General features: G+C 72.3%; 8 protein-coding genes. 5 read left to right on the top strand and 3 right to left on the bottom strand.

All coding sequences use genetic code 11. The features are described from left to right. The first annotated feature begins 410 nt into the window (after positions 1–410). From OG959_RS24235 to OG959_RS24215, 5 genes are all read left to right on the top strand, one after another. Positions 411–4151, top strand: a complete 3741-nt coding sequence (locus tag OG959_RS24235; protein WP_326661653.1) for an FtsK/SpoIIIE domain-containing protein — start codon at positions 411–413, stop codon at positions 4149–4151. A 228-nt stretch (positions 4152–4379) separates the two neighbouring features. Next, entirely contained in the window at positions 4380–5750 is a 1371-nt protein-coding gene (locus tag OG959_RS24230) for an ABC transporter substrate-binding protein (protein ID WP_326661651.1), read from the top strand. A 4-nt stretch (positions 5751–5754) separates the two neighbouring features. Next, positions 5755–7194 carry a carbohydrate ABC transporter permease gene (locus OG959_RS24225; protein ID WP_326661649.1) on the top strand — a complete coding sequence of 480 codons (1440 nt, stop codon included), beginning with the start codon at positions 5755–5757 and terminating at the stop codon, positions 7192–7194. Further along, positions 7191–8117 carry a carbohydrate ABC transporter permease gene (locus tag OG959_RS24220; RefSeq protein ID WP_326661647.1) on the top strand — a complete coding sequence of 309 codons (927 nt, stop codon included), beginning with the start codon at positions 7191–7193 and terminating at the stop codon, positions 8115–8117. The genes OG959_RS24225 and OG959_RS24220 overlap by 4 nt, the downstream gene beginning before the upstream one ends. A gap of 228 nt (positions 8118–8345) precedes the next feature. After that, positions 8346–10502: a bifunctional glycosyltransferase/CDP-glycerol:glycerophosphate glycerophosphotransferase gene (locus tag OG959_RS24215; protein WP_326661645.1), complete on the top strand. Its 2157-nt coding sequence runs from the start codon at positions 8346–8348 to the stop codon at positions 10500–10502. Positions 10503–10557: 55 nt separating this feature from the next. Here OG959_RS24215 and OG959_RS24210 read toward each other — a convergent pair whose 3' ends face one another. From OG959_RS24210 to OG959_RS24200, 3 genes are all read right to left on the bottom strand, one after another. Further along, positions 10558–10932, bottom strand: coding sequence for a hypothetical protein (locus tag OG959_RS24210; RefSeq protein WP_236064105.1), 375 nt, complete (start codon positions 10930–10932; stop codon positions 10558–10560). A gap of 70 nt (positions 10933–11002) precedes the next feature. Then, entirely contained in the window at positions 11003–12517 is a 1515-nt protein-coding gene (locus OG959_RS24205) for a bifunctional glycosyltransferase/class I SAM-dependent methyltransferase (protein WP_326661640.1), read from the bottom strand. A 78-nt stretch (positions 12518–12595) separates the two neighbouring features. Continuing rightward, positions 12596–13837, bottom strand: coding sequence for a glycosyltransferase family 39 protein (locus tag OG959_RS24200; protein WP_326661638.1), 1242 nt, complete (start codon positions 13835–13837; stop codon positions 12596–12598). Positions 13838–13896: the final 59 nt, after the last annotated feature.

Below are 13896 nucleotides of genomic sequence, written 5' to 3'. Positions count from 1 at the left end.
ATTCCCCGTAATTTCCCGGAGGCGTGCGGTCTGACCGCCGCCCGGTGGCACCATCCATGGAGGAAGACGCCCGTCCCGCTCCGATGGTTGCCGCCGCGGAGTCCGGACGGAACGGCTCCGGGGGCCGGTCCGGATCACACGGAGCGCCGCCCGGACCTGTTGTGAGCGCTGCGGGGAACCGGCCAAGCAGGCACTTTTGGGCGCACAGCAGACCTTTCAAGATCACTTAGCGGTGACCCCCGGGCGTGTTGTCAGTGGCAGGTGCGAGGATGCCTCCAGCACGGAACTGTGGGCGCGGGAGCCCCGCGTTGCGTGACGAACCTGTACCGGACGACGCGTCCGTGCCGGGTGGGGGGAATCACAGGGCGTCTCCCCTGCCGGACAGCGCGCAGAAGGGACCGCTGACGGCGATGCAGATCCGGCTGACCGTCCTCGCGCCGCGCAGCGGCCAGACCCCGGCGCGCGCCTGCGACGTGCTGGTGACCGCCCCCGCGGGGACGGCGCTGGCCGCCGTGGCGTCCCATCTGGCCGCCTCCGTCTCCGGGCCCGACGGCTCCCTCGGCAGCGGTGCGGTGGTGCTGTTCGCCGGACGGGAACGGCTCGACGCCCAGCGGTGCGCGCTCGGTGAGCCGCCCCTGGTCGACGGGGCGGTGCTCTCGCTCCAGGTCCCGGGCGGGGACGAGACACCGGACGACACCGTCCCGGCCCAGCTGCACGTGATCGCGGGGCCGGACGCGGGCGGGGTCCATCTGCTGCACGGCGGGCAGATCCGGATCGGCCGCTCGGCCGACGCCGACGTCCCGCTCGACGACCCCGATGTGTCCCGGCTGCACTGCGCGGTGACGGTCTCCGCGGAGGGCCGGGTCTCCGTCGCCGATCTCGGCTCCACCAACGGCACCTCGCTGGACGGCACGGACGTCCGAGACCACCCGGTCCGGCTGAACCCCGGCGCACTGCTCCGCCTCGGCGAATCGACGCTCCGGCTCACCTCCGGAGCGCGCACCCCGGCCCTGGGGACGGCACCGGACGGCGAGGGCCACCTCCGCGTGGCCAGGGCGCCGTCCGCAGCACCGGCGGCCCCGGACCACGGCTACGGACCCGCGTACGGCGGACCGGAGGAACACGACGGGGCGGACGCCGCCCACGAACACGAGCGCTCCCCGGGCCCCGACGGCTCCGCCCCGGCGCGGCCCCACTCCGGTTCCGGGCGTACCGGCCGGATGCCGGACGACGGGGCACCCCGGCGCGGCATAGGCGCCTGGGCCCGCCGGCTCGCGGGCGGCAGGACCGACCCGGTGCACGAGAGCGTGCCCGACGAGGCCGGTGCCCCGCCCCCCGCCGCGACGTTCACCGCGCGGCCCACCGCCCCCGAGGGCACCTGGCCGGATCCGGCCTCCGTCCTGCTGACCGCGCTGGGCCCCGGCCCCCGGCTGTGGGAGCGCGACATCGCGCACCCGGAGGCGCTGGTGGTCCGCCTCGGCACGACCGACCGGGCCGACCTGCCCGCCGTGCCCGTCACGGTGGGACTGCGGGAGGCCGGTTCCCTCGGGCTCGCCGGGCCGCGGGAACGGCTGGCGGGGCTCGCCCGCTCCACCGTGGCCCAGCTGGCCGCGCTGCACTCCCCCGCGGATCTGGAGATCGTGCTCATCAGCGCGGACCGGGCCCGCGGCGCGGACGAGCGGCGGCGCGAGTGGGCCTGGCTCGGCTGGCTCCCGCATCTGCGGCCGATGCACGGCCAGGACTGCCGGCTGCTGCTCGCGTACGACCGTGAGCAGGCGATCGCCCGGACGACGGAGCTGGTGCGGCGGCTGGACGAGGGCCCGCTCGGCCCCGGCTGGGCGAGCCTCGATCCCGGCACGGTCGCCGAGGCCGCCCGTCACTACGAGGGCCCGTTCACCGTGGTGGTCGTCGACGGCGACCCCGGTTCCGCCGTGCTGCGCGAGAACACCGCCCGGCTGGCCGCGGCGGGTGCGGCGGCGGGCATCCATCTGGTCTGTCTGGCGGAGACCCCGGCCGCCACCCCCACGTCACCGGTCGCCGCGACGTACGAGGCGGCCTGCCAGGCCTCGATCGCCTTCCGCGAGTGCGGGGCCGTGGCCATGCTCAGCGGTGATGTGGCGACGGCCCTGCGGCTGCTGCGCACCTCGGGCGGGCAGGCCGCGGGCCACGGCACGGTGGCCACGGTGGACGCGGTCTCGGCGCACTGGGCGGAGCGGTTCGCACGGGCGCTGGCCCCGCTGCGGGCCGAGGGTTCGACCGCGTTGCCGGGCCACCGCGCGGCCGTGGCGCTCCCGCCGTCCGCCCGGCTCCTGGACGAGCTGGGCCTGGCCCGCGCCACCCCGGCCTCCCTGATGGCCCGCTGGGCTTCGGCGGCGGACGAGCAGCCGGGAGCGACGGTCCGCGGCGCGGGCAGCTGGACGGGCGCCGGGGGAGCCGTGTCCGACGACGGCCGCGGTTCGGCCCGCACCGCACACCCGGGCAGCCCCGGCCCCCGCGTGGGCGCCCAGCGCACCCCCGCCGACCCACCGCGCACCGGTGCCCCCCGGGGCGCGGACGACGACGGCCGCACGCCGTATCCCGAACCCACCGGCTCGGGCCGCACCCCGTACCCCGGCGCCTCGGACGACCGCGCGTCGGGCCGCACCCCGTACCCGGAAGCCACCGGCTCGGGCCGCACCCCGTACCCCGGCGGTAACGACACCCACGCGGGTGTCCCGCGCCGCGCCCCGGGCCGTGGCGACGCGTACGACAGCACCGGCTCCGGCCGCACGCCGTACCCCGACACTTCCGACTCCGGCCGCACCCCGTATCCCGACAGCACCGGCTCCGGATCCGGCCGCACCCCGTACCCCCGCGTCGGGGCGCAGCGCTACGACGGGGGTCCCGGGGACACGCCGAGCTCCCGCACCCTGCCGGGCTCCGACACCCGGTCCTGGGGCGGGGCCGGAGACGTCCAGGGCGCCGACAGCCTGCGGAGCGCGGAGTCGGGGCGCTCCTCGAACCGGGTCAGCGGGCCGCGCCAGGGTGACGCGCCCCAGGTCGCCGCGCGCGGTACCGAAGCCGGGCAGCGGACGCCCGCTGCCCGGCCCCCCTCCGCCGGTGCTCCCACCGGGGCGGCCGGGCGGCCCGTGGTGGTCCTCGGGGCCGGGCCCCGGGGCCCGGTGAGCGTGGATCTCTCCGAGGAGGGGCCGCACCTGCTCGTCGAGGGGCCGGGCGGCAGCGGCCGTACGGAACTGCTGAGGGCGGTCGCCGCGTCGCTGGCCGCCGCCGACCGGCCCGACCGGCTCGGGATCCTCCTGATCGACGGGGCGGGTGGCGAGCGCGGGGAGAGCCTGCGCCCCTGCACCGAACTCCCGCACGCGTTCACGCACTTGGTGGCGTCCGATCCGGTCCGGATGAGGGAGTTCGCCCAGGCGCTGGGCGGTGAGGTGAAGCGGCGGTCCGAGCTCCTCGGCGGGCTCGACTTCACCGACTGGCACAGCCGGCGCGAAGTGGCGCAGCGGATGGTGGGACAGCGTCCCCCCGGCCCGTCCGAGCAGCGCGGTGACGTGGAGTCCGCGGTGAGCGGCACCCTGCGGCTGCGGCCCGCCTCGGCCCGGCCCTCGGACCCGGGGCCCTCGCCGCTGCCCAGGCTCGTCGTGCTGGTCGACGACTTCGACGCGCTGATAGCCCCGGCGCTGGGCAGTCCGGGCCGGCCCGCCGCGGGTTCGGTCGTCCGGGCGCTGGAGGCCGTGGCCAGGGAAGGCGGCAGGCTCGGCATCCATCTGGTCGCGGCGTCCGCCCGCCCGGACCGCACGGAGGACACCGAACTGGCCCGCGGGGCGCGGCTGCGCGTCGTTCTGGATCCGCCCGTCATACCGCCGTCCCCGGACGAACCGGCGCCGGGCCGCGGGCGGCTGGGCCATCCCGACGGGCGGGTCACACCGTTCCAGGGCGGCCGGGTGACCGGCCGCATCCCGCGTACGGCGACGCTGCGGCCCACGGTCGTCCCACTGGAGTGGGAGCGGATGGGCGATCCGCCGACCCGTCGCCCGGTCCGCGAGCTGGGCAACGGGCCGACGGATCTCGCCCTGCTGGCCAGCGCGCTGGAACGGGCGGCCCGTTCGGTGAACGCCGAACCGCTGCCGCCCCTGGCGCCCACGCACCCCTGACGAGCGGCGGGTCCCCCCGGATGGGCCCGCCGTCCTCAATCGCCCCATACCTGCACTGACCTCACGTCACGAGCCCATCACGATCAACGAGTTGGGCCCGATGGCGGTATTGCGGCGCCCCGGTGCCGGGCGTAGGACTGTCCGCACAGGACGACGTGATAAGTGGGCGGCACGACTGGGGACCCGGCCGGTGCCGCCGTGCACGCGCACAGGAGAGACGGGGCAGGAATGCGCACAACGGTTCGGATTCGCAGGGCCGCCTTGGTGTTCACCGCCATCGGCGCGCTGGCCCTCACCGGCTGCGGCGACGACGGTGACGGCGGGAAGGACACGAAGGACGGGGGTGGCTCGGCCAAGGAGACCGGGAGCACGCCGAGCGTCGTATTACCGAAGCTGGACGGCGAGAAGATCTCGGTCGCCGCGGTCTGGACCGGGCCCGAGCAGGCCAACTTCGTCAAGGTCCTCAAGGAGTTCGAGAAGCGCACGGGCGCGACGGTGACGTTCGTCCCGGCGCAGGACCCGATCGTGAACTTCCTCGGTACGAAGATCGCGGGCGGCCAGCCGCCGGACGTCGCGATGATCCCGCAGGTCGGCGCCATCAAGCAGGCCGCCGAGAAGAAGTGGGCCAAGCCGGTCGGCGCCGAGGCGAAGGCCCAGCTCGCCAAGAACTACTCGCAGGTCTGGCAGGACCTGGGCGCGGTCGACGGCACCCAGTACGGCGTGTACTTCAAGGCCGCCAACAAGTCCCTGATCTGGTACAACGCCAAGGTGTTCGAGAACGCGGGCGCATCGGAGCCGAAGACCTGGAAGGACTTCCTGGCGACCGCCGAGACGGTGTCCACCTCGGGGATCACCCCGGTCTCGGTCGGCGGCGCGGACGGCTGGACGCTCACCGACTGGTTCGAGAACATCTACCTCTCCCAGGCGGGCCCGGAGAAGTACGACCAGCTGGCCCAGCACAAGATCAAGTGGACGGATCCGTCCGTCAAGGACGCGCTGACCTCGCTGGGGCAGCTGTTCGGCAAGCCCTCCCTGATCGCGGGCGGTGCCGACGGCGCGCTGCAGACGGAGTTCCCGGCCTCGGTCACCCAGACCTTCACCGGCGGTGACCAGCCCAAGGGGGCCATGGTCTTCGAGGGAGACTTCGTCGGCATCAACATCGCCCAGACGGAGGCCAAGATCGGTACGGACGCCAAGGTGTTCCCGTTCCCCGCGGTCGGTGCCGAGTCGCCCGTGGTGACCGGTGGCGACGCGGCGGTGGCCCTGAAGGACAGCAAGGGCGCCCAGGCCCTGCTGACCTGGCTGGCCTCCACCGACGCCGCGAAGATCTGGGCCGAGCAGGGCGGGTTCATCTCGCCGAACAAGGCCCTGGACGCCGCCTCGTACCCCAACAAGGTGCAGCGCACGATGGCTGAGGCGCTGATCGCGGCCGGTGACGCCGTCCGGTTCGACATGTCCGACCAGGCCCCGCAGTCGTTCGGCGGGACGCCCGGGAAGGGCGAGTGGAAGACCCTCCAGGACTTCCTGAAGAACCCGAAGGACATCGCGGGGACCCAGGCGAAACTGGAGTCCGACGCGGCCAAGGCGTACAAGAGCTGACGCGATGACGACAGCCGCAGCGGGGGGCGCCGACGAGGCGCTCCCCGCCGACAAGCAACCGTCCGGCGGGACTTCGGTGCCCGCCCCCAGGACGTCCGTCCCCGGGCAGCCCGCGCCCGGGGAGCCGCCCCTGCGCAAGGTGCCCAGCCGCAGGAGCGTGACCGGCACCCGCAGGATCATCGCGGCGCTCTTCCTGCTGCCCGCGCTGGTCCTGCTCGGCGCGCTCGTGGTGTATCCGATCGTGTACTCCGTCTACCGGTCGTTCTTCGACCAGGCGGGCACCGGATTCGCCGGCTTCGACAACTACAAGGCGCTGTTCACGGACGACACCATCCGTACGGCGGTCAAGAACAACGCGATCTGGGTGGTCTTCGCACCGACCGTCGCCACCGCGCTCGGACTCATCTTCGCGGTGCTGACCGAGCGGATCCGCTGGGGCACGGCGTTCAAGCTGATCGTCTTCATGCCGATGGCGATCTCGATGCTCGCCGCGGGCATCATCTTCCGGCTGGTGTACGACGCGGCACCGGAGCGCGGGGTCGCCAACGCCGTCTGGGTGGGCGTGCACGACACGTTCGCCGAGTCGGCCGGCTTCCCCAAGGCGCATCCGCTGCCCGTCCATCCACTGAAGGCGGCGGACGGCGGCTCCTTCGTGACGAAGGTGCCCGTGAAGGCCGGGGAGCCTGTCCAGCTGCCGCTGGTCGGGGTGCTGCCCGCGAAGATGCCCACCGACGCGAAGCCGGCCCGCGCCCCGCGGGCGGGCGGGGACGGGAAGATCACGGGCACCGCGTGGCTCGACTTCACCAAGGGCGGCGGCGGCAAGCCCAACGTCATCGACACCAAGGAGCTCGGGCTCAAGGGCATCAAGGTGGAGGCCGTCAAGGACGGCCGGGTGGTCGCCTCCGCCACGGCGGGCGCCGACGGCGTCTTCACCCTGCCCGCCTCAGCGGACGGGGCCGAACTCCGACTCCCGGCCTCGAACTTCAAGGAGCCGTACAACGGGGTCGACTGGCTCGGTCCGTCGTTCGTGACGCCCGGCATCATCGGGAGTTACGTCTGGATGTGGGCGGGCTTCGCCATGGTGCTGATCGCGGCCGGCCTGGCGGGTCTGCCGCGTGAACTCCTGGAAGCGGCCCGGGTGGACGGGGCCAACGAGTGGCAGGTGTTCCGCCGGATCACCGTGCCGATGCTCGCGCCGGTCCTCGCGGTGGTGCTGGTGACGCTGATGATCAACGTCCTGAAGGTCTTCGACCTCGTCTTCATCATCGCGCCGGGCTCCTCGCAGGACGACGCGAACGTCCTGGCGCTCCAGCTCTACCGGTCCTCGTTCGGCACGGACGCGGACCTGGGGATCGGCAGCGCCATCGCCGTACTCCTCCTGCTGCTGGTGGTCCCGGTGATGCTCTTCAACATCAGGCGGATACGGAAGGAGGGGCGCCGATGACGACACCCTCGACCACGGCCCCGCCCGCCGGAGCGGGCGACGATGCCCCGGGCACCTCCGCGGCGAAGACCGGACGGTCCCTCGGGTCACGGATCGCGGCCCTGGCCGGCGGCGGTGTGATGCGGGTCGTGCTGGTCCTGGTGGCCCTGTTCTGGCTGATGCCGACCGTCGGACTGTTCCTGTCCTCGCTGCGCAGCGCGGACCGGATCGCGGCGACCGGCTGGTGGAAGATCTTCACCGTCCCGTCCGAGCTGACCTTCGACAACTACTCTCGGCTGCTCGACAATTCGACGATCACCGACTCGCTGTTCAGCACGGTCATGATCACCGTCCCGTCGACGGTCCTCGTCGTGGTGATCGGCTCGCTCGCCGGATACGCCTTCGCCTGGATGGAGTTCCCGGGCCGTGACTGGTGGTTCCTGGTGGTCGTGGGGCTGCTGGTGGTCCCGGTGCAGGTCGCCCTGATCCCGGTCTCCAAGCTCTTCGGCGCGGTGGGCATCTTCGAGACGACCTTCGGCGTGGTCATCTTCCACACGGCCTTCGGCCTGCCCTTCGCGATCTTCCTGCTGCGCAACTTCTTCGCGGAGATCCCGCGCGAACTGCTGGAGGCGGCGCGGCTCGACGGGGCGGGCGAGATCCGGCTGTTCACCCGGGTCGTGATGCCGCTGGGCGGGCCGGCGATCGCCTCACTCGGGATCTTCCAGTTCCTCTGGGTGTGGAACGACATGCTGGTCGCGCTGATCTTCGCGGGCTCCGACTCCCCGCCGATCACGGTGGCGCTCCAGCAGCAGGTACGGCAGTTCGGCAACAACATCGACGTCCTGGCGCCCGGCGCCTTCGTGTCGATGGTGATCCCGCTCGCGGTGTTCTTCGCCTTCCAGCGCCAGTTCGTCTCCGGCGTGATGGCGGGCGCGGTCAAGTAGCCGCGCCGTACGGAACATCGCACACCGGTACGTCAACCGGGGGCATCCCTGTGTACGCCAACAGGGGTGCCCCCACCTGGCGTTTCGCGTGGCCGGCGGGTTGCGGCGTAACCCTGTCACTCCATCGGGCGTTTATGGAGTACCCGCCTCCGCTGTCGGCGCGCGTACGTCCGTGCGCCGCGCCCCGGCCCTGCCGCTCCGCACGCCCGTGTCCGAGAAAGAGTCCGTATGCCCCGCCTGAGTGTCATCATCCCGGTCCGCCGCGCCCGGGGAAGTCTGCGCGAATGCCTGGAGTCGGTGCTCTCGCAGCCGTTCACGGACATCGAGGTGATCGGTGTCGCCGACGGGGCGCCGGACGGTTCGGGGCTGCTGCTCGACGAGTTCGCCGCCCGGGACGACCGGGTGCAGGCCATCCACCTGCCGGACGGCGCGGGTCCGGAAGGGTGCCGCAACGCCGGGGCGGAGCGGGCCGTCGGGGACTATCTGCTCTTCCTGGACGCGCACTTCGTCCTCCTGCCGGGCGCGCTGGGTGCCGTCGCCGGGCGGCTCGTGGACGCCGGGGAGCCCGATCTGCTGCTGTTCGGCCATCACAAGCGGCCGTTCCGCGGGCGGTCCCGGCCCAGCAGGTCGCTGGAGCGGCTGGGCGAACTCTCCGACGGCCCGCTGGCCGCCCCCGGCCAGTCCGCGCTCCTCGACATCGCCCCGGTGTCCTGGAACCGGGCCGTGCGCCGCACCCTGCACGAGGGCGAGAAGCTGGCCTTCGGGCCCGGGCGGCACGGGGAGCGGGTCTACGCCCTCCAGTCCGTCGCCGCCGCCGAGTCCGTGGCCGTCCTGCCCACCGCCTGTGTCGAACACCGCCAGCAGCGCTATCTGCCGGGCCTCGGCGACGAGACACCGGAAGCGGCGCCCGCCGAACTCGTCGACGCGTACGCCGGGCTGATGGAGTTCCTCCGCGAGCGCCCCCGGCTGCTCGCCGTGCAGCCGCTGCTCTTCGAACGGGCCGTCCAGGAGCTGCTGGCCGGCTATCCGGCCGTGACCCGCCGGCGCAGGAGGTACGTACGCTCCGTCGCCGCGTTCCACCGCACCTACCGGCCCGCCGGCCACCGCCTCCCCGGCGGTGCGCGCGGGCTGCGTCCCCGGCTGATCGGCGGTGGCCGGTACGCCCTGCTCGGCGCCCTCGACACGGCGCTGGCCCTGCGCCGCGGGCTGCGGGCCGCCCCGGACGCGGTGCGGGACCGGGCCAAGCGCAGCCTGAGCAGGCGCTACTACTGGTGCTGGCGCAAGCTCCCGCTGGACCGCGGGCTCGCGGTCTACGCCGCGTACTGGAACCGCGGGGTCAGCTGCAATCCGGAGGCCGTCTTCCGTAAGGCCCAGGAGCTGGCGCCGGGGGTGCGCGGGGTCTGGGTGGTCTCGAAGAACCAGGTGGACTCGGTGCCGGAAGGCATCGACCACGTGGTGCCCGGCACCCGTCGCTACTGGGCGACGATGGCCCGGGCCACGTACTTCTTCAACAACGTCAACTTCCCCGACCACGTGGTCAAGCGGCCCGGCCAGGTGCACGTGATGACGCACCACGGCACCCCGCTGAAGATCATGGGCCTGGACCAGCAGGACTATCCGGCGGCGGCGCAGGGCCTGAACTTCGACCGGCTGCTCAAGCGGGTCGACCGGTGGGACTGGAGCGTCTCCGCCAATCCGCACTCCACCGAGGTCTGGGCCCGCGCCTACCCGGGCGCCGCGCGGAGCCTGGAGACGGGGTACCCGCGCAACGACGTCCTCGCGTCGGCGACCGACGAACAGGTCCGGGCGGCCCGCGAGGGCCTGGGCATCCGGCCCGGGCAGCGTGCCCTGCTGTACGCACCCACCCACCGGGACTACGAGGCGGCCTTCACCAGCCGCCTGGACCTGGAACGGTTCTGCGCGTCCGTCGGCCCGGACACCGTGGTCATGGTGCGCGCGCACTACTTCTACGGAGGCGCGAAGCTGCCCGGGAGCCCGTCGGTCATCGACGTCAGCGAGCACCCGCGGATCGAGGACCTCTGTCTGGCGGCCGACGCGCTGATCACGGACTACTCGTCGGTGATGTTCGACTACGCGCACCTGAACCGCCCGATCGTGGTGCACGCCCCGGACTGGGAGACGTACCGCACGGTCCGCGGCGTCGTGTTCGACCTGCTCTCCGGCCGGCCGGGCGAGACCCCCGGGGCCGTGGCGACGACCACGGAGGAGCTGGCGCGCGTCTTCAACGACGGCGGTTGGGACAGCCCGGCGAACCGGGACCTCCTGGCTGCCTTCCGGGCCCGCTTCTGCCCGTACGACGACGGCCGCGCCGCCGAGCGCGTGGTGCGGCGGGTCCTGCTGGGCGAGGAGCCTGCCACGGTCTGATTCCGCCGTGCATGCCGAAGGGCCCGCCGCGGCGGGCCCTTCGGCATGCACGGGCTCAGCGTTGCTGGCCCGCCATGACCGTGGCGAGGCCGATCACCACGAGCAGCGAACCGCCCCAGGTCCACATCGAGGTCCGCTCGTGCAGCACCGTCGCCCCGGCCCCGACGATCAGCAGATAGCCGAGGGCGTTGAACGGATAGGCGATGGAGAGCGGCACCTTGGCCAGCGTCGACATCCAGGCGAGTGCGGACACCGCGAAGACCACCAGGCCGAGGACGACCCACGGGCTGGTGGCGGCACGCAGCGCGACCGAGCCACCGTCCCGCCCGGCGGTCGCGACGGCGCCCTTCATCCCGTGCTTGAGCATGATCTGGCCACCGGCCGACGAGAACACGGCGAACAGCAGCAGGATCAGACTGGGGAGGGTCAAGGCCTTGCTCCTGACTGCGGCGGCCCGGGACTCGGACGCCGGGGCGGGGGTGGGTTCGGGGATCGTCGCCTCAGACGCCGACCCGGTCGGCGGGGACGTACTGTCGGTTGAGGATGTCCTGTACATCGACGTGCTCTCCAGCGATGATCGTCTCGGCCGCATGCGGGGTGAGCAGTGCGACGTGCTGATAGCCGAACAGCGTCGGCCGGATCCGGGTCAGCAGCCTCGACATCCCGCCGAGTACGGCGGCGAGCGGCCCGCGGCCCAGGAGCGACCAGAACGGCGCCCCGGTCGAGGCGATGTCCAGGACGTCGTAGCCCGCGGCGCGCACGGTGCGGCGCAGGCTGGCCCGGGTGAAGAAGCGCAGATGCGTTTCGTCGAGGATGCCGCGGCGGTCGTAATCGAAGGCCCCGAGCGCGACCCGCAGCCGTGAGTACCAGTGGCTGAAGTTCGGCACGGAGAGCAGCACCTCGCCCCCGGGCCGCAACACGGTGGCGACCTCCGCGAGCACCCGCTCGGGACGGGAGAGGTGTTCGATGACGTCCCCGGCCACGACGTAGTCGAAGCCGGTGCCGATCTCCGCCGGCAGCCCCTCCTCCAGGTTGGCGAGGTGGAAGTGGGTGCACTTCTCGCGCACACCGGGCACCTCGACGTAGTCCACGCCGGTCACCTCGTGGCCGAGGGATTCGAGACGCTGCGCGAACAGCCCGCCGGAACAGCCGAGGTCCAGGACCCGGCCGGGGGGCATCTTCCGCATCTTCTCCAGGATGACCGCGTGCGAGGAGCCGTCGCCCTCCTTGAAGGCGTACTCCACGGGCTTGGGGATCCAGGCGCAGGTGCCGAACCCCTTGACCGCCAGCCGGTATTCGAGGACGTCCTTGACGACGTCCTTCGCGTACTTCATGCCGTTGACGTAGCAGATCTCGTCGCCGTAGTACGTGGGGACCGGGATCTCCTTGATCCGCATTCCCGCGTTCAGCAGCTGGACGATGATCTGGGTGTCGAAGTCGAAGGCGTCCGTGTTCCGGTCGACGGGAAGCTTCTTCAGCGCCTCGACGCTGTAGGCGCGGTAACCGGAGTGGAATTCGGTGAGCTTCGATCCGAGCAGCCCGTTCTCCAGCCGGGTGAGAATACGGTTGCCCAGCCACTTGTACATCGGCATTCCGCCCTTGAGGGCGCCACCGGATTTCATCATCCGCGATCCGAAAACCGCTTCGCATTCGCCGCGTTCGATCGGGGCGACCATTTCGGGGAGCAATTCCGGGGCGTACTGACCGTCACCGTGCAGCAGCACGATGATGTCGAGTCCATGCGCGGCGGCCAGGGCGTACCCGGCTTTCTGGTTGCCGCCGTATCCGAGGTTCTTGGTGTGCCGCATGACCACGGTCCGCGGCATTCCCTCGGCCTGCGACCACCGGCAGCCGGCGGTGAAGGTCGCGTCATGACTCGCGTCGTCGAGAATGAGGATCTCGTCGACCCGGGACCGGAAATCCTCCGGAATCCGGTCGAGGGTCTTCTCCAGCGTGGTCTCCGCGTTGTACGCGACCACCAGGATGCCGATCCTGGGGCTCGGGCTTTCCTTCACGGGGCGTTCTCCAGTTGCGCTCGGTGCACGTGGCGGGGGTCGGGGAGGGGCGAGGACGGTGCCGTTCCGGGGGCGCGGTCAGGTGACGGCGGACCCGGAGGGCTGGGAGGTACGGGGAACGGAGAGCTGCGCCCGCCCGGTGCGGCCGGACGGGTCCTCGCCGGGCCACGTGGCGAGAAGGCGGTGGACACCGGTGGCCAGCCCGGCCGCGAGGACGATCCAGCCGGCGGCGCCCAGGTACAGCACGGGTTCGCTCCAGCGCACGGCGGAGCGTCCGCTGTAGCCGAGGACGGCGGTCAGTCCGAGCACGGCGTTGTACGCGAACCCCTCCCACGCGCCGAGGACGAACATTCCGGCCGCCGCCCAGGTCAGGTACTGCAGACCGGAGGCGGTGGACAGCAGGAGCAGCAGGCCCAGCGTGGCGGCGACGACGCCCGGCAGCTGGGCGGGCCGCAGCCACGCGAGCCGGGCCCCGGCGGCCACGCACAGCAGGACGAAGAGGAAGTGACCGCCGCCCTGCACGAAGGTGATGACGGACTCCGGCAGGCCGGACACGTCGGCGAAGCGGACCAGCCCCCAGAAGCGGTAGCTGCCGCCCGCGTACTCCAGCACGTTCCGCTGGAGGTCCTGCGGAACGGTTGCCAGGACCGGCCCCCACACGAGCGCGAACACGGCGGTGAACCCGGCGGCGAAACGGACCAGCACCGGACGGCCGCCCCGCAGCGCGGCGACCAGCAGCGCCGGGACCACCACGACCGGGATGAACTTGACGCTGATGGAGAGCGCCGCGGCCACTCCCGCGGCGAGCGGGGACTTGCGGTCGGCCAGCAGATGGGCGGCGGCCAGGGCGAACATGACGGCGACCGCGTCGGTGTTGCCGTGGTAGCCGGACGTGGCGATCAGCACCGGGCTGACGGCCACGCCGGTCCCGCACAGCACCGCGGTGCGCAGCGTGGCACGTCTGCGGACGATTTCGAACACGACCAGGGCGCAGAGGAAATCGGCGAGCGAAGCGGGCCATCTGATCAGCGTGGCGAACGAAATTCCGAATTCCGAAATACCGTTCAGTCCGAGCAGCATCCAGCCGGCCAGCGGCGGGTGGTTGTAGACGGGCAGTCCGGGCAGCTGCTGCTCATAGATTCGAATGGGGCCGTGGGCGGCGACGGCCTGGGCGAATCCCTGGAAGAAGCGCACATCGGCGGGTCCCGGCACATTCGCCGCGATGAGCGTGCGAGTGAGAAGACCGATCGCCGCGGCAACAAGTACAGCGGCTCTGGCCCGTCGCACACCCCAGGTTTCGCACCACATTCGGATACCCATGAAAACAGAACGTAGCAACCCGAGGTCGCGATGCAACGCACCGATGAACATACTTATCC

Source organism: Streptomyces sp. NBC_00385 (assembly GCF_035917155.1).
GTDB classification, from domain to species: Bacteria; Actinomycetota; Actinomycetes; order Streptomycetales; family Streptomycetaceae; genus Streptomyces; species Streptomyces poriferorum.
This window is presented reverse-complemented; position numbering and strand designations above follow the sequence as displayed.

Bases quoted from the DNA above. Each gene is read 5' to 3' on its own strand.
- OG959_RS24235 (WP_326661653.1), top strand. From the start codon at position 411: ATGCAGATCCGGCTGACCGTCCTCGCGCCGCGCAGCGGCCAGACCCCG.
- OG959_RS24230 (WP_326661651.1), top strand. From the start codon at position 4,380: ATGCGCACAACGGTTCGGATTCGCAGGGCCGCCTTGGTGTTCACCGCC.
- OG959_RS24225 (WP_326661649.1), top strand. From the start codon at position 5,755: ATGACGACAGCCGCAGCGGGGGGCGCCGACGAGGCGCTCCCCGCCGAC.
- OG959_RS24220 (WP_326661647.1), top strand. From the start codon at position 7,191: ATGACGACACCCTCGACCACGGCCCCGCCCGCCGGAGCGGGCGACGAT.
- OG959_RS24215 (WP_326661645.1), top strand. From the start codon at position 8,346: ATGCCCCGCCTGAGTGTCATCATCCCGGTCCGCCGCGCCCGGGGAAGT.
- OG959_RS24200 (WP_326661638.1), bottom strand. From the start codon at position 13,837: ATGGGTATCCGAATGTGGTGCGAAACCTGGGGTGTGCGACGGGCCAGA.